We start from the raw sequence: 16626 nt of genomic DNA on the forward strand, positions 1-16626 counted from the left end.
AGCCTTTATGCTAACTCCTTATTTTGTTATTTCACGCATTTTTAGGATGGGATGGGCATTAGTGTAAAAGAAAAAATCCTCAATCATTGCACTTTCCATCAGACCAGTGGTCAAAATTGGATCTAAAGTCTCAACATTTTCTGGATATTTTGGTTCTTGTCCTAAATTCATAAGAGCTTTATTTAATGTGTAATGAATATAATGCTCTACCTTATTTTCAAGATCAGTATTCTGATACAAGAGTTTAATATGGCTAAGCTCATTGTCATATAAATTATCACATAGATCATATACCCAATCATGCACTTTGTTCTGTTCTTTCTTAGAAAGTTTGAAAAAATCTCGCCGAAACTTAATTCCGGTATAAATGCCATTTAAAGTTGTAATTCTAAGGGCATATTTAATCAATTCTGCCGTTCTTGGTAATTTATGTTGTCCGAATAAATATAACGGGCCAAAAAATGATGAATGATAAAGGCCAGTTGATAGAAAAACGTGAGCAGCTTTTTTCTGAATAGCATTTCCTGATTGATATACTGTATTTAGAAGTTTCATCTTTTTTTGTAGATAAGGATTTTGGTTTGCCCATTCATAGGCATCTTCTTGTTTTTTAGAATCAGAAAATTCAGCTAATACATAGCTATAGGCCTTATTATTAATGGATTCTAGATATTGAAGTGCATTATATACAGCAACTTCTTCAGAATTTTCAGCATCTTTTTTTATTTCGGATAGAGCTACTTTCATTTGGAGGGTAGAAGAGAGCGTTAAAGAGCCAAAACTGTGCAAAATCACAGTTTGTTCATTTCTAGGGAGATGAAGAAACTCTTTCTGATCTTTATAAATTGGAACACGACAAGGTTCGTAAACAATATCATTTAATCTTGCCCAAGCAGAACGATCTACTTGCTCTTCTACAGTGTTCCAGTTGTTTGCTTTATAATAAGGTTTTTTATTCATTTTTCTGCCTGAAGTCACTTAAGAAGCTAATATTGCTAAGAGCTGGATTTTGAATTGATAAATCTTTTTGTGCACGTTTTTCTTTTTTTCGAGCTTCCATAACAATTTGACGAACATTTTTGACGTCAGTCGAATTACCACTAAGTTCTAGTAAGTAAAGAATAAGAACATGTAATGTAACCGAGATCTTTTTGCTGTTTGACCAAAAAGATCGTTAAAGTTATGATTACCACATCCAATTAATCCTAAAAGATTTTTTTATTATCTTTATATGTTAAAAAATCAACAACGGAATCCATCATAAAGTCTTGATATGAAGGTAAAATCAAAATGTATTTATCATTCATTTGATATTGAGGATTAGCATCCTCAATTCGATGTGCATCAAGCCCCGTTTTATCTATGAATTGTTGCGTTTGTCCTGTAATTGTATAAAAAGCTATTTTTACCATAGTTTTGCCTATCGTTATATACCAAAACTATCTTCTACATATTCAATTGTCGCGATTTTTAAAGTTAAAGTCAAATCAAAAAAAAGTTTTAAAAACGCTACTAAGTACCGTATACTTAACTTAAAGAAAATGGAGGGTCCCTTATGACACTTGGATGGAATATTTTAGGTATTTTGGCCTGGTTAATTCTGGTTTTATATTTAATTTTTATTGTACAAAATATTCGAAAACGTCACTTAATAATGATTGTTAAAGATCGCAAACGCTTTGAATGGAAAACTACCTTGTTAGATATTTTAGAAGTTTTAGTTTTTTTATGCGGTGCGATCTATATGTTTAGCATTACTTTATTTTACAATCCTGATTTAGAAAATAAACAGGTTTTATCTAGTAAAATTGAATATCAACCATTAATTTTAACAGCGGGCAATAAACGCTCATACTATGTCACCGCTAAATCTGACAATAAAAAAACTCCAATTCAGACATATACTTTTTATAGTAACGGAAACAGAGTAACTGTTACGAGTAATTATGCTACAATTTCTGACGGAAAAAATCCAATGTCTGTTCAAGCGGGAGTTATTCCTTATTCATCTAAGCAATTAGTTCAAGCAGATGCACGCTACCAAAATGCATATGTAGCAACTTATACAGCTACGTATAAGAAAAACTGGCAGAATGGCTTAAGAATGCATGCTGGTAAGACAGCAGCTAGGTATTATTTAATTAGAGTACCTGACCGTACTTTTGTAAGAGAATTAAAATAATAAAGATAATTTAGCAATAAAAAGACCTTATTTCGATGAATACAATTCGAAATAAGGTCTTTTGTTTAGTTATTTGGAAGATATTTCTGAATAACGACTATAGCGAATATTTTGCAATAAAAATCCTAAGATAAATGCCATTACTAAAGTTGCTGATAAGTATTCAAGTACATTACCTGCATAAAAAGCAGCAAACAAGATAAATCCTCCTGATAGTAATAGCGAAGAGTTTAAAAAGGATCTTACTTTTTTATTGAACAGCCAATAAAAGATGCTATAGCCTAGAACAAATAAGTAAATAACGTCTAAGAGGATGACTCCTAATATTCCCATTGAATAACATTGTGCTAAAAAGTCTCGCTCTAGTGGGGCAATATTATTTTCACGGCTAAAAGAAATACCAAACAATTTATTTGATTTGTTTTTATCAGTTTTCATGACGCGGCTTAAGATATCTTTTTCTAGATGTCGATAATTTAGGCGTTCATTTGCTGGTCTTTTCATCACTTCAAGCCAGTAGTATGGATCATTTTGATAAGTGTAATGCTCCAATACTAGATCATGTTTTAAAGAATAGACCCAGTAATTTTTTTTGATAAATTCTTTTAGATATTCTTCTTGTTTTTTTCCCTTATATCTTTTCAGTCCAGCAATAAGTTCTTGGTCAAGCTTCTTCTTGTCACCAAGATGACTTCTCTTTTGAGCTACACCACTTTCAAGTGAAGATCGTCTGAGAGTTGGACTATAAGGGAAAATAGCAGCCGAGGCAGTTAGTATACAAATTAATGTAATTAAGAATTTGGCTGAAAATTTAGTATTCTTCAAAATTAAGCTGTGGATTAAGTAAACTAATAAAAATACCACTAAGCTAATAATCAGTCCGAAATTTCCAACTTTTGTTCCAAGCATTAACATTGCTAATGCTTGAGCACTAACTAAAACTATATTCAAAATATTAAATTCTTTATAAAGAATATAGAGCATAATAGGCATGATCATGAACAAAATAGCCGATAAAGTATTAGCTTGAAAGAAAATTCCTTTAGAAGCTAAGGCATTAAAAGGATAATCTGTTTGAGTAAACCAAGAAAAAATATTAGCACTAATTCTTTTAGCTTCAGTAGTATGGTATGAAGTTAATGAGAAAAGAAATAGATTCGAGATAACAATTGTTAATGAATATATGCCTGAAATACCTTGAATTACCCGGAAAAAGTATTTAGCCTTAAAGTCGCTATATGAAGTAATATAAATAACAATCAGTGGTAGACAAGCTCTCACTAGATAAAAAATTTCAACTTTTGGTGAATAATGGAAGCCTGTTGCATCCACACCAGTAAAATTTCTTACCGAAATTAGATGAAAGATTGAGTATAAGATTAAAACGCCAATATAAGCTATAATCCACCATTGTTTTCTGAATCTTTGCCAATTATTTTTGATACTAAAGAATAAAATAATAGCAATAAAAACTCCTAAAACTCTCAAAATAGTAGGTATTGAAAATTTTAGAAGTGGTGGTCTAGATAACCAATAAATATCTAAAAATGGCTGAATTAAAATAAACCAAAATAAGAATGTTTGAAGCCGTTTTTTCATATGATTTTAGGTTCCTTTAATAAAACAAAAAATTATTTAGGCTTTATTTTGATTCTTTATCCTTTTTATCAGGTTCAACTTTAGAAATCTTTACATCATTTGTTGCGGCAGTCTTTCCACGTGCAGGTGATTTTACCTTCTTCAAGCTCTTGAAGTTAATGACCATTTTATTGTTTAATTCATTAACTGAAGATTCATCTTCTGGATCATATGAAGTAATAGCTAGCAAAGCAGAATTTTCATAAATTTTTTCTACTTTTCCTTGAAAAGGATGCTTAAGTTCTTCCTCAGAAGTAGCGGCTAAAATTTGACCAATTTTTACATCAGCTTTTTTCATTTAAAAAACTCCCTTTTCTGTACAGAAATGTTTTACAATAGTGAAATACTATTATATATGATAGTCGATTTCAAGCGGGAGAGTAATATTTTGCAAAGAATTATCATAATTGCGGGACCAAGTGGAGTAGGAAAGACAACAGTCTCAAAATACTTAACGGAAAAATATAATATTCCGCGTGTAGTAACACATACTACTAGGCCAATTAGACAAGGAGAAATTCCGGGGAAGTCATATTATTTTGAAACTGATGAGAGTTTTAAAAAACTTCATTTTTTTGAACATGTAAAATATGGGGAATATCAATATGGATCCAGTAAAGAAGCTTTAGAAAAAGCCTGGGCAAAGAATGACTTGGTTTCTTTAATTGTTGAGACTGACGGAGTTAAGTCCTATTTAGAAAAATTAGGAAAGCAAGCATATTTTATTTATTTAACTGTTTCAGATTTTTCAGTTCTAAAAAAGCGATTATTAGGACGCGGAGATAAAGCTAGTGAAATTGATAAGAGATTAAATAGTTTTGAATTTAAGCGTGATTTACATTTGTCAGATGAACTTGCTAAAAAAGCACATGTATTAAATAATGACAACTGGGAAAAGACAGCTAAAGAACTAGATAAGATCGTAAAAAAGCTGGAAAATAAATAGATTTTGAATATGAAAAAGGTTGATAATAAGCTAAATGTAACGACAATGATTTAGCTTTGTAACAGGGCTGTAATATTTATGCCCTACAATAACCGTTGTCAATTAAAAAAAGAGACACATAGTATAACTTTTTAGTTAATTAATGACGGCTATGTTGATAATTAAGAAAATGAATTTTATGGAGGAATAACCCTTGACTATCAAATCTAAAGTAATCAAATTTACAACTGCTGCTTCATTCGCTGTTGCAGGTATCGCAACTTTAAGTGCAGCTAAATTAAACTCATTATCTTTTAACGGTACTGCTCAAGCTTCTACTCTTCAAGCACCTGCAAAAGAAATTGGTGTCGTAAAGGTAAACTCTAAGACTGGTGAAAGTATTGCTGTTTGGAACAGCTACGAAGATGGTAAGCAACAAACTGGTAAGTACTTACCACACCAATCAAGTTGGAAGACATACAAGAAAGTTAAGACTGTTAAGGGTGAAACTTGGTACAACTTAGGTGGAAACCAATGGATTTCATCTGACAATGTTGAAGAAGAAGCTCCAATCGCATTTACTGCTGATTTATCTGCAGTTGCTACTGCTGTAAGTCAAGTTCCAGCAGCAAACGTTAACAACGCACAACAAGCAGCTACTACAACTGCTAACACTGCATCTGTTGCAACTACTACACCTGTACAAACTAATACTGCAGCACCTGCACAACAAACTGCAACTACTACTGTTTCAGCTAAAACTAACTACGTACAAACTAATACTGCAGCAACTACTAAGCAAGTATCTACTGCTTCAACTCAATCAAACACTACTTACACTGCACCTGCACAAAACAACACTGCTGCTAAGCCTGCACAACAACAACCTCAACCAACTCAACAAGCTTCAAGTCAAGCAGCAACTACTCAAACTGCTAAGCCACAAGTTTCAACTCAATCAAACAGCAGTACTGCACAAACTGTAGTTAGCGCAGCACAATCACAAATTGGTAAGCCTTACGTATGGGGTGCAACTGGTCCTAACGCATACGACTGCTCTGGTTTAGTTCAATACGCATACAGCCAAGCTGGTAAGAACGTTGGACGTACTACTTACCAACAAGCTGGTGCAGGTCAACACATTTCTGTTAGCCAAGCACAACCTGGTGACATCTTAATGTGGGGTGACTACCACGATGCTATTTACGTAGGTAACAACCAATACGTACACGCACCACAACCAGGTCAAAACGTAACTCAAGCTTCTATCTCAAGTTACTTCATGCCAGATTACGCAATTCGTGTAAACTAATTAATTGAAATAAAGATAGTTATTTTAGAAGGTTAATCAGAAGATTAACCTTCTTTTTTATGATATAATTAAAAGAACTTTTTTAAGGAAATAGGTATTTTTAATGAATAATAAAAACGAAGAAAAAAATACCCTTCCCACAAATAACTATCGTAAGTGGCTAATAGGTATTTTAATTGGCTTAATAATAATTTTAATAGGTTGGTTAATTTTTGGTCATATTCAGTCTAAAAGAAATGCTGAAGCAGAAAAATTTAATTCTACCCACTTTAATCCGAATGTTGTAATTTATGATATTCCTGTCGGAAAGCTAACGGTCAAAAAGGCTACTGCAAAAATAAATGAAAAAGCAAAAAATGATGCGATTTTAGAGGGAGATAAAGTCGTATTGAAGAAGACCGGTAATAAAGTAATTACGAGTAAAGAAGTTCAATCATATTTTGAAATTCAACATACTCGCTACCCTAGCCGAAAGAAATGGAATTTTCAAAATGATGCTTTATTAAAGGCAAAGGATAAATTAAATCAGATTAAAGATCGTCAAGTAAAATATACTGTAAATGGCAAATCTTTCGTATTTAAAAGGGCAGAAGTATTTCCAAATGTATCATATAGAAATAATAAGTATGTATTTTTAGATACAAAAATTCTAGAAGATAAAATTAACAGCATTAACAAAGAAGTATCTACTCTTCACAAATCTTATGATTTCAAGCTTCCAAACGGTCAAGTTACGAAGGTTAAGAATGAAAGCTATGGCTGGGCTATTAATGAAAAGAAATTATTAGCTGGTATTGAGAATGCATTAGCTAATGATGTTCAAACACTTAATGGAAAGAATTATATCTATGGGGAAGGTTTTAGTACCTATGGAACTGGTTATGGTTTAAGCAATAATGGAATTGGTAATAATTATGTTGTTGTTTCTTTAACTGATCAAAAGATGTGGGTCTATAAGAATGGCAAATGTGTATTAACATTAGATACAATTGTTACTGGTACAGTGGAGACTAAGCTTGCTCATAAGAACCTAGAAACACCTACCGGAGTTTGGTATATTCACTATAAAGAATCTCCAAGTGTTTTAAAGGGAACAAATGATGATGGTTCGAAATACTCGGTTGATGTTAAATACTGGATGCCGTTTACCTTAACAGGTTGCGGCTTCCATGATAATAGCTGGCGAAAGAATTGGTCAAAAACAGCTTATTTAAATGATGGTTCTTATGGATGTGTTAACTTAAGACCAAGTGATGCTCCCAAAGTTTGGGATAATGTAGAGAAAAACGAAGCTGTAATTATTTATAAATAATATGAAAAAAGGCGTAGATTTTAAAATCTACGTCTTTTTGTTTGCTAAACAGTTTTAGTTTTAAATTTTTCTAGATCTTTTGGTGATAGTCTTACTGTAACATGAACGCCGTCATCTTTGAAATCTTCATTTAAAATTTGACCATATTCATGAAGATAAGCTAAATTTTTACCATCTGATAAAGGTAAGACCAAGTTTACCTTTTCGTAATTATCAAAAACTTTCTTAACAATTAAATCAGCTAGTTGCTTAATTGACTCGGGATCTTTCGCCGAATATAAAATATCATTTCCCTCAATTTGTGGATAATTGCGATCTGTCAAGTCAGCTTTATTATAAGCAGTAATCATTGGTACATTGGTAATTTTTAACTCATCTAAAACTTTTTGTGTCGTTTTAATCATTTGAACCATATTATGATCAGAAGCATCTACGACATTGATTATCAAGTCAGCATCTTTGGCTTCTTGCAAAGTAGCTTTAAATGATTCAATTAAGTTATGAGGTAACTTGGAGATAAAACCAACGGTATCTGAAAGGATAAAACTTAAGTCATCTTTTAAGTCAATTCTTCTAACACTAGTATCTAAAGTCGCAAATAGCATATTTTTTTCAAATACTTGCTTTTTAGAAGCTTCATCACTAAAGACATTCAACAACTCATTCATAGTTGTTGATTTTCCAGCATTAGTGTAGCCAACGAGGGCGACTTGTGGTAGACGAGAATTGTTTCGTCTAGCAGATTTTATTTCTTCTTGTTTGCTAATGTCTTTTAGTTCTTTTTTAATTGCACTAATTTGTTTACCAATGGTTCGTCTATTTAATTCAAGCTTAGTTTCACCCGAACCACGGTTAGCAAAACCACCGCTTGCACCACCAGAACCACGCTGCTGGTCTAGATTATTTTCTGATGGATGAAGCCGAGGCAGTTCATATTGTAATCGAGCAAGTTGAACTTGTAGTTTAGCTTGTCTACTACGTGCTCGATTAGAAAAAATTTCTAAAATTAATTCAGTTCGATCAAGCACTTTAAGTTTTGTCATGCTCTCAATGTTTCTAATTTGAGTTGGTGAAAGTTCATCATTAATGACTAAAGTTTTAGCATGTAATTCTCGAGCCATATTTTTAATTTGATTAAGTTTACCAACACCAAAATATGTTCCCGCAACGATATTTTCAGCCTTTTGACTTGCTTGACCAACAACATCTAGGTTGTTGGCAAGGGCTAATTCTCTTAGTTCAGTCATATAATAGTCAAAATTAGGATCATTTAAATTTACGCCCGCAATAAATGCTTTAATTTTTTTTGGTTGATTGTCGATCAAATAATTCACCTGCTTTCAAAAAATAGTATTTCTACGTAGAGTTAATAACTTAAAAAATCATCATAACCATTCCTTTATTTGATAGTATGAAAATTATAATTTCTTTTTAAATAAAAATCAATTTTGACACAAAAAAGGCCACTCCGAAAAACGAAGTGACCTTTAGGATATTTGAACACGGTAATATCCGAATAGAGATAATTACTTTAATTAACCGTGCACATAAATATGAGTGGAATATATAGTTGTTATCCTGAAATCATAATAAATTTTATACTTGTAAATGAAATTAAACTGACTGTATCAAAGGTAGTTAATTAGGAAAATCACTTAAGTCATACAATTATGGGGGAATAGGAAAGCTCACGACTTAAGGGTATATAGGGTGACAAATTTATTATCTTTGTAATACATAGTTTAAACTGAAGCTATACATTAAAATATATTTCAGCTTCCTGAAGAATTTAGTTAAACTGTATTTTTACTAAAAATAACTTTCACTATTTTTAATTTTATTGAACTATAGATGGGAAAAAGTAGTGAAAATAGTGAATGATTATTATGATTCAGAATATCAAAAACTTCTTCTTGATATAATTACTAAATATTTATATAAAGTAATAGTAATAGATATATGTTATTTATTACTTCTCTATGAAGACTACCTTCATTTATAAATATAAGACCTTAATACAAGAATAGTAAATAAAATGTTTCCATATATTGTTATGTTATTAAACTATAATAAAAGCCAAATCTACTAATGATTTGGCTTTTGTTTTAATTTTGTTTTTCTCTTTTTCTTTGCCACTTAGCAATTAATGGTAAGAGCACACCTAAACCGATCATCAAAAGCGGTTCAACAATATTTAAGATTAACATATGCCACCAAGTAGATGATCCGGCTTTAGCATCGATTGGCACGATCCCAAAGGTTGCTCCGGTAACAGTAATAATTAGACACCACCAGCCGACAATAACAGCAAATGTTTTATTCTTAATGAAAACATATTGAGATGGAAATTTTTCTGGGTGAAGTCTAATTTTAATAAATGCCCAGAAGAGTAATCCAGTAACGTACGGAGAAACAATTCCGTTTAAGTTTAATAACTGATTAAAAATATCATTCACTGAAGGAAGAGTAGCACTCAAAAATAGAAGTACAGAACAAATTCCTGTTGTTAACCAATATCCGTTGATTGGTAAGCCATTCTTATCAGTTTTAGTTAATTGTTTTGGTAAGTATTTTTTGGCAGTATCTGATAAGAAGATTCTAGCACCACCATCAACTAAAACAGCTAGTTGGGCTAGCATATAAAGAGCTTGGGTAATGATGAAAGTGTATAAGAAAAATTTCCCCATACCGAATTTTTCCCCCATGGCTTGGAAGGCATAATAAGAACCATTCATCTTTAAGTCGTCAGGTAAGTGATGTGCATTAAAGAAGACGCCTAGTGCAAATGAACCAAAGATGGTTAGAAAACCTGTCATGATTGCTAGCATGTACATTGCTTTAGGGAAGTTTCTAGGTCCATCTTTCATCTCAGTAACATAAGGAGCAACAAATTCAGCCCCGTTCATGGCAAAAATTAATAATCCTAATGACATTAGGAATTTCATATCAAAAGTTGGTAAGAAATTCTTGAAGTGGAAGGGTTGAGTAGCAATTCGGCGGCCTTCACCCAAATATACGATAGTCATAATTACAAAAAGAATGGTCATGATAAACATGGCACCACCACCGATGATAGATAACCATTGTAGCGAGTTAGCAAATCGGTGTTGGAAGAATATAAAGATGACAAAAATAATTGCCGTAAATAAGGCAAAAGCCCAATTACTCATTTCTTTGTCACTTAATGCATGTCCTTTAAAAAGCCATGCAAAAGAAACAACTGTTGAATTAGCTACATCAACTAAATATGGTAGTGAAACTACCCAGTAGCACCAAGCAGTAATATATCCCATTCGATCGCCAGAGGTGTGTCTTAACCAAGAAGATAAGCCTCCGCCATCATCTGAAAAAGTAGCTCCTAGTTGTCCGACGATTAATTCGTATGGAACTACAAATAGAATTAACAGTAATATCCAGTCACTAACTACAGCTAATCCTTGATTTTGAAAGTTATAGATAATGTCATCAAAACCAATAACTGTAACAAAGTCCATTAAGGCAATCACGGGCCAAGTTAGTTTTTTACGTTTTTGTGCTTCATCAAAAGTATCCAAAAATATTTTCCCCCTAAAAATCCTATACTATTATCATTTATCTAAATTTAGGAGGTGGGTTGAAGAAGTAGCTTCCCTGCATTCTATACCTCATTTCACATTTTATTTATAATCACGGTTTCTATTATACAAGAAGAAAAGATAAAAAAATTAAAAAACAAGCTTTACTTTTTTGCACGGTGTCTGTATTATATAGTGTAACAGATTCGTAATACACTATAACAAAAAGAGGAGCCAAAATGAGTGAAGTAGTTCAAGTTCAAAATATTACTAAGACTTATGGTAAAAAAGGTGAAAAACAATACCAAGCTTTAAAGGGCGTTAGCTTTGATGTGGAACGTGGTGAATTTGTTGGAATCATGGGTGCATCTGGTTCTGGTAAAACCACTTTGTTAAATATTTTATCTACATTAGATCAACCTACAACTGGAAATGTATACATTAATGGTCGCGATATTACTGGCTTAAATAAAAATCAAATGGCAGACTTCCGCGGTCAAGAAATTGGATTTATTTTTCAAGATTTTAACCTATTAGAAAATCTAACAAATCGTGAAAATATTGCTCTTCCTCTTTCACTTCAAAATGTAAAGAGCAGTCAGATTAATCCTAAAGTGGATAAAATTGCTAAGCGACTAAGAATTGATCATATTTTAAATAAATATCCAGCAGAAATCTCTGGTGGACAAAAACAACGTGTTGCAGCAGCGCGTGCATTAGTTCATGAACCAGCTATTCTTTATGGAGATGAACCAACTGGGGCACTTGATTCAAAGAGTGCTACTGAATTACTTGAAACAATGAAAGGTCTAAATGAAAATGATAGAGTTTCTATTTTAATGGTTACTCACGATCCATATTCCGCTTCATATGCTAGTCGAATTCTTTTTATTAAAGATGGTAAGATCAGAAAAGAAATTAAAAAAGATAGTAAAAGTAGAGAAGAATTTTATCAAGAAATTATTGCTGAATTAGGTAGACGTTAAGAATAGAAAGGAAATAATTATGCTTTGGAAATTATCATTAACCGGGATTAAAATCCGGTTCAAAGACTATTTAGTCCTTTTTTCAGGCTTAACTTTTGCTAGTGCCATTTTTTATATGTTCATGACTCTAGCTACAAACCCAGCTTTCTTAAAGGGTTCACTAAGTATTGCTTTTAAAATTACCCAAATTGTTTTTGGTTTTGGAATTGTATTACTTTCTATTATCACTTTTGTCTATATTGTATATGCCAATAGTTTTTTGCTTAGTATGAGACAAAAAGACTATGGGATGTATATGATGCTAGGAGCTAGAACAAGTAAAATTGGAAGATTAATCTTTGCCGAAACTCTTGTTGTTGGCTTGCTAGCTACCTTATTGGGTACAGTCTTAGGTGTTGGATTAACACAGGAAGTTTCTAGTGTGTTGATTTCCCAGCTAGGATTGCAAATTCATAAATTTGTTGGTTTCTACTTACCAGCCTTACTTTGGACAATAGCTTTCTTTGCAATTCTGTTCTTCTTAGCAGCTTTTTGGAATCGTCATAAATTAGTTAAGTCAAACGTGATTAACTTACTTCATGAAGATCAAAAACCGGTTAAATTACATAGAAATAAATTATGGAAATTTATTGAAGCAATTTTAGGAATTGCATTACTTGCTATTGGTTATTGGGCAATGATGCATGCAGCAAAATTAGGAACAAAAACTATTCCAATAGCTTTCTTTACAATTGTTTTTGGTTCTTACTTTACTTTTGATTCCTTCTTTACAGCAATTATTGATTTACTTCGTAAGAACTTAGCTTACAAATATAAGAAGTTACATTCCTTCACTTTAGGACAACTTAAGTTTAGATTGAGCGATTATACTCGAATTTTATCTACTGTATCATTATTGTTTGCTCTTGCTTTAGGAGCAATTACTGTTGGATTGAACTTTAATAATATGACTGAGCAGTCAATGCAAAGTACCTATTATGATGTAGTTCTGTATGGTCATAATAAAAAAGTAGATAATCAATTAAAGAAAGTTTCTGTAAAATCTACTACAACGTTTGACTATAAGATGGTGGTAGGAGGTAAAGGAAAAGAAAAAACTAGAGTACTTTATATTCCAGAAAATCAAATCCAGAATAATCAGATCATGTATCAACATTATTCAAGAAAAAACGATATGAATCATTATGATACTCGACGTATTAAAGCAAGTGATTTTAAGAATAAGACTGATGCTAATGCAGCACAATATCAGTTAGTATCTTTAACTCCATATATTGATGCTCAAGCTAGAGTTGTACCAGAAACTCAATATAATCAAGTTAAGGCTAAAGTAAATAGAATTGAGCTTTTAAGAGTTAACAATTTTAGAAGTAACTTTAATAATATTGAGAAACTCCAAAACTTATCAGCAACTCAAATGATGAGTTCACCAGAAGTTGATAAAGACGCAATTAATGTAAATCTCTCCAATTCTAAATCAGCACAATATCGCTTAGTTTCAAGTATGACCTCTGGTTTTGAATTTATGGGCTTCTTCTTAGGGTTAGCATTTTTAGCAATGCTTGCTTCAACATTAATGTTCAAAGTTTTATCTGGAGCAAACAGCGATAAACCAAGATACCAAATGCTTTGGAAGGTTGGAACAAGAAAGAGCCTCTTAAAAGCATCTATTGCAAAAGAAATTGGAATTTTATTTGCTTTACCTGCTGCCTTAGGAGTAGTTGACGTTTTATTTGGACTTCAATTATTCAAGTCTATTTTAGGGATGAACACTTACGACAAACTTTGGATTCCATTCACTATTTTCGGAGTTCTTTACGTACTTTACTACTTATTAACAGTAGTTTTATATCAACATATTGTTTTACAAAAAGAAGATTAAAATATTATATTTGATATTATTAAAAACACTTGAGTCATCCAATTCAAGTGTTTTTAATTTAGGTAGAGATATAAGTAAATCTACAAAGTTTCTGATAGTCTGATTGAAGATTTTAAAGAGGTGAGATAAATGACTGAGCAAAAGAAAATGAAATAAGCGCGAAAAGCTGTTCAAGATGCAGTGATTGAATTATTAAGAACAAAAAAAGTCGATCAACTAAAGGTAACGCAAATTTGTAAGCTAGCCCATATTAATCGTTCAACTTTCTATGATAATTATGAAGATATTTATGATATGATTGATCAATTGCGTGATTATGTAGCTAAGCAATATGAAGATGACTTAAAGAGATATCAAGATCAAACTTTTTTAACAATGCTTAGGAGGATACAAGCTAATCCGAAAATATATCAATTATTTTTTCGTTTATCACTAGATTTGCATTTTTCTAACCAATATAACTTTAAAAAATGGGTTCGATATCCTACTAATGTCAATAAATATGATATTGCTTTTATTCAGGCGGGAATTCGTGCAGATCTTGCCACTTGGATTGAGGATAATTGTCAAACTAGTCCTGAAGATATTAACAAATTAGTTATTAACAAATTGGATCAATTAGGATTTCAAGTTTATAAAAATTAGAAAACAGCCAACATTTTTTCAAAAAGTGTTGGTTATTTTTTTACTCTTATCTACCTATAATCAAAGCAAGAAATAAATTAAAGGAAGGAAAAATAAGCTGAGAACAGCCCTTTATCAAGGAAAAGAAAAGATTGAATTAACACAAGTACCGAAGCCGAAAGTTGGCCCAAATGATGTGTTAATCAAAAATATTAACGCTAGCATTTGTGGCTCTGATATTGCTGTTTATAAGCATGGAACGGGAACCGGACATAAAATTTCAATTGGTGAAAAATTCGGTCACGAAATGGTATCAGAGGTAGCTGAAGTTGTATTGGAAGTTAAAGATTTTAAGGTAGGACAACGTGTTTATCCTTATCCAGTTTTTGCGGCAAATAGTCCTCAAAAAGCCGGTACACTAGGAGGTTTTACTGAGTGCTTATTAATTAAGAATGCTAAGTTAAATCATAATTTGTATTTGGTACCGGAAGAATTTTCAAATGAAGTAGCAGCCTTAACAGAACCTTTTACTGTGGCTACAAGAGCAGTTAAGCGAGCTCATCCCAAAGCAGGAGAGAATGCCTATGTTTTGGGAGCGAGAACAATTGGCTTAGCAGCCGCTTTTGCTATTAGACACTTTGGCTGTAAAGTTATGGTTGCTGATCGAAGTGACTATCGCCTTGATTTAGCTAAAAGTTTTGGATGTGGTGTAGTTAATACATTGAAAGATAATGTTAAACAGACACAACTCGATTGTTTTGGAAAAGGCTATAGTTTGAAGGAAAATCAGCCTAATATTAATATTACGATTGACGCAATTGGCATTACCGATTTTTTACAAGATTTTCTTGATAGCCAAATAATTGATAGCCGTTTTGTCATGGTAGGTGTTGATAATAATCCGAAGGATATTAATCTTTTGGGGATGATCTTTGCTTCACAGTCTTTAATTGGCTCAGGTGGTTATCGACCAAGTGACGTTGCCATTGTTTTTTATATTTTAAAGGAAAATCAAAAAGATATCTCAAAAATGGTGACTAAGATTTATCCGTGGGAAGAACTAGTTTCTACCATTAAAAATGCTACCGATCCGGAAAAGTAATGAATATTCAAATAAAATATTAGGGTAAGCGAAAAATGATAGTGAGAATAGTAATCTTTAATTAAGTGATATTTTGAATACAACAAAACCGTTGAATCAACTAGTTTTATTAGTAAGATTCAACGGTTTTATTGGTTATAAATATGGAATTTAAACTGACATTTTATTGTAGGAAGTAATCTTCATATCTTTGTCGGTCATATTCATAATTGTAATTGATGCATTTCTTGGACCATGAGCTAAATTATATTCTCCAGGAGCAAAACGAGAAACAATACTTCTGATTGTAAAGCCATGGGTAACAAGAAGAATATTTTCAGCTCCATCTAATTGGCTGATTAAGTCAAAGCCTTTATCAACGCGATTCCAGTATTCTTCCGCATTTTCAGCTTCGTGATATGGATCTGCTTCTTTCATGTAGTCTTTAATGGTGTTGATATCTACTTCTTTAAGTAGTTTATCTCGTCTTGGATAACCGTGAGGTCCACCGATCATACGCCATGCTTCGTCTGAATTCATCCCTTCAAAGAAGCCATAGAATTGTTCTCTAAAAAAAGGTGTTGCAATGTGTTGCAACTCATCTCGGTTACAGTTTTCATTAATAATATAATCGCAAGTATCACTAGCCCTTTTTAAGTCGCTTGAGATAGCAATATCAAAAGGAACTTCACTCAAGGCTTTACCTGCATCCTTTGCACCTTGGATTCCTTCATCAGTTAGGGGTGTGTCACACCAACCCTGCATTTTATCGTAGCGGTTAATATAAGTTTGACCATGACGAACAATATAAATTCTCTTCATTTATAAACTCCTTGAATAACACTAATTTACATTATAACAAATCTAAAAAATCAAAATTTTAAACGGTGTATATAAAAATAAAATCAGTAAAATGCCTACTATAACTAATAAAATTGTGTTTCTTTTAGTTAATTTCTGATGTGTTTCTTCATCAATTTTATTATTTCTAAAATTACGACTTACATTAACTTGACGAACTATTAAAATCGCAATTAGCAATAAATAAATACTTAATCCAATAAACTCAAATATTTTCATTGTGTTTTGTGTCTTTCATTTGTAGCATAGAAGTATTGTATCAAAAATTT

Annotated in this window: 15 protein-coding genes and 1 pseudogene; 8 read left to right on the top strand and 8 right to left on the bottom strand. The window is 32.0% G+C overall.

What is annotated here, in order from left to right:
• Positions 1–18: 18 nt before the first annotated feature.
• Positions 19–960: a ribonucleotide-diphosphate reductase subunit beta gene (locus tag HMPREF0528_RS08135; RefSeq protein WP_004896559.1), complete on the bottom strand. Its 942-nt coding sequence runs from the start codon at positions 958–960 to the stop codon at positions 19–21.
• A pseudogene (gene nrdI, locus HMPREF0528_RS08140) lies at positions 953–1412 on the bottom strand (class Ib ribonucleoside-diphosphate reductase assembly flavoprotein NrdI). Before nrdI ends, HMPREF0528_RS08135 begins: the two are co-directional and overlap by 8 nt.
• Before the next feature lie 143 nt (positions 1413–1555).
• Between nrdI and HMPREF0528_RS08145 the strand changes: the two are divergent.
• Positions 1556–2182, top strand: coding sequence for an LVIS_2131 family protein (locus tag HMPREF0528_RS08145; protein ID WP_004896562.1), 627 nt, complete (start codon positions 1556–1558; stop codon positions 2180–2182).
• Between the two features lie 69 nt (positions 2183–2251).
• Here HMPREF0528_RS08145 and HMPREF0528_RS08150 read toward each other — a convergent pair whose 3' ends face one another.
• Both HMPREF0528_RS08150 and HMPREF0528_RS08155 read right to left on the bottom strand, forming a co-directional pair.
• The gene (locus HMPREF0528_RS08150) at positions 2252–3781 is read right to left on the bottom strand and encodes an O-antigen ligase family protein (RefSeq protein WP_004896563.1); all 1530 of its coding nucleotides are present in this window, start codon (positions 3779–3781) and stop codon (positions 2252–2254) included.
• 43 nt (positions 3782–3824) lie between these two features.
• Entirely contained in the window at positions 3825–4118 is a 294-nt protein-coding gene (locus tag HMPREF0528_RS08155; protein WP_004896564.1) for a hypothetical protein, read from the bottom strand.
• Positions 4119–4208: 90 nt separating this feature from the next.
• On the opposite strand from HMPREF0528_RS08155, the gene HMPREF0528_RS08160 reads away from it, so the two are divergent.
• From HMPREF0528_RS08160 to HMPREF0528_RS08170, 3 genes are all read left to right on the top strand, one after another.
• A complete protein-coding gene (locus HMPREF0528_RS08160; protein WP_034525400.1) occupies positions 4209–4766 on the top strand; it encodes a guanylate kinase in 558 nt (185 codons plus the stop codon).
• A gap of 193 nt (positions 4767–4959) precedes the next feature.
• On the top strand, positions 4960–6057 hold the full coding sequence (locus HMPREF0528_RS08165) for a C40 family peptidase (RefSeq protein WP_004896566.1): 1098 nt from the start codon (positions 4960–4962) through the stop codon (positions 6055–6057).
• A 103-nt stretch (positions 6058–6160) separates the two neighbouring features.
• Positions 6161–7369, top strand: a complete 1209-nt coding sequence (locus HMPREF0528_RS08170) for a L,D-transpeptidase family protein (protein ID WP_004896567.1) — start codon at positions 6161–6163, stop codon at positions 7367–7369.
• A 44-nt stretch (positions 7370–7413) separates the two neighbouring features.
• On the opposite strand, the gene hflX is transcribed toward HMPREF0528_RS08170, so the two are convergent.
• Entirely contained in the window at positions 7414–8694 is a 1281-nt protein-coding gene (gene hflX, locus HMPREF0528_RS08175) for a GTPase HflX (RefSeq protein WP_004897990.1), read from the bottom strand.
• Positions 8695–9474: 780 nt separating this feature from the next.
• Positions 9475–10923 carry an APC family permease gene (locus tag HMPREF0528_RS08180; RefSeq protein ID WP_004896569.1) on the bottom strand — a complete coding sequence of 483 codons (1449 nt, stop codon included), beginning with the start codon at positions 10921–10923 and terminating at the stop codon, positions 9475–9477.
• A 239-nt stretch (positions 10924–11162) separates the two neighbouring features.
• Between HMPREF0528_RS08180 and HMPREF0528_RS08185 the strand changes: the two genes are divergently transcribed.
• The 4 genes from HMPREF0528_RS08185 to HMPREF0528_RS08200 all read left to right on the top strand — a co-directional run bounded on the left by HMPREF0528_RS08185 (position 11163) and on the right by HMPREF0528_RS08200 (position 15517).
• Positions 11163–11909 (top strand): ABC transporter ATP-binding protein, encoded by a 747-nt coding sequence (locus HMPREF0528_RS08185; protein WP_004896570.1) that lies wholly within the window; start codon positions 11163–11165, stop codon positions 11907–11909.
• A 19-nt stretch (positions 11910–11928) separates the two neighbouring features.
• The gene (locus tag HMPREF0528_RS08190) at positions 11929–13791 is read left to right on the top strand and encodes an FtsX-like permease family protein (RefSeq protein ID WP_004896571.1); all 1863 of its coding nucleotides are present in this window, start codon (positions 11929–11931) and stop codon (positions 13789–13791) included.
• A gap of 180 nt (positions 13792–13971) precedes the next feature.
• Complete coding sequence (locus HMPREF0528_RS08195; protein WP_004896572.1) at positions 13972–14436, top strand: TetR/AcrR family transcriptional regulator; 465 nt, start codon at positions 13972–13974, stop codon at positions 14434–14436.
• Positions 14437–14611: 175 nt separating this feature from the next.
• Entirely contained in the window at positions 14612–15517 is a 906-nt protein-coding gene (locus HMPREF0528_RS08200) for a zinc-dependent alcohol dehydrogenase (protein ID WP_004896573.1), read from the top strand.
• A gap of 150 nt (positions 15518–15667) precedes the next feature.
• On the opposite strand, the gene HMPREF0528_RS08205 is transcribed toward HMPREF0528_RS08200, so the two are convergent.
• Positions 15668–16318, bottom strand: coding sequence for a histidine phosphatase family protein (locus tag HMPREF0528_RS08205; protein WP_004896574.1), 651 nt, complete (start codon positions 16316–16318; stop codon positions 15668–15670).
• A gap of 42 nt (positions 16319–16360) precedes the next feature.
• Positions 16361–16576: a hypothetical protein gene (locus tag HMPREF0528_RS08210; RefSeq protein ID WP_004896575.1), complete on the bottom strand. Its 216-nt coding sequence runs from the start codon at positions 16574–16576 to the stop codon at positions 16361–16363.
• Between the last annotated feature and the right edge of the window lie 50 nt (positions 16577–16626).

It is taken from the genome of Lactobacillus johnsonii ATCC 33200, assembly GCF_000159355.1.
Taxonomy (GTDB): Bacteria; Bacillota; Bacilli; order Lactobacillales; family Lactobacillaceae; genus Lactobacillus; species Lactobacillus johnsonii.

Excerpts from the sequence above, each read along its gene's own strand:
- HMPREF0528_RS08170 (WP_004896567.1), top strand. The coding sequence starts at position 6,161 with ATGAATAATAAAAACGAAGAAAAAAATACCCTTCCCACAAATAACTAT.
- HMPREF0528_RS08210 (WP_004896575.1), bottom strand. The coding sequence starts at position 16,576 with ATGAAAATATTTGAGTTTATTGGATTAAGTATTTATTTATTGCTAATT.
- HMPREF0528_RS08205 (WP_004896574.1), bottom strand. The coding sequence starts at position 16,318 with ATGAAGAGAATTTATATTGTTCGTCATGGTCAAACTTATATTAACCGC.
- HMPREF0528_RS08185 (WP_004896570.1), top strand. The coding sequence starts at position 11,163 with ATGAGTGAAGTAGTTCAAGTTCAAAATATTACTAAGACTTATGGTAAA.
- HMPREF0528_RS08190 (WP_004896571.1), top strand. The coding sequence starts at position 11,929 with ATGCTTTGGAAATTATCATTAACCGGGATTAAAATCCGGTTCAAAGAC.
- HMPREF0528_RS08155 (WP_004896564.1), bottom strand. The coding sequence starts at position 4,118 with ATGAAAAAAGCTGATGTAAAAATTGGTCAAATTTTAGCCGCTACTTCT.
- HMPREF0528_RS08145 (WP_004896562.1), top strand. The coding sequence starts at position 1,556 with ATGACACTTGGATGGAATATTTTAGGTATTTTGGCCTGGTTAATTCTG.
- HMPREF0528_RS08150 (WP_004896563.1), bottom strand. The coding sequence starts at position 3,781 with ATGAAAAAACGGCTTCAAACATTCTTATTTTGGTTTATTTTAATTCAG.
- HMPREF0528_RS08135 (WP_004896559.1), bottom strand. The coding sequence starts at position 960 with ATGAATAAAAAACCTTATTATAAAGCAAACAACTGGAACACTGTAGAA.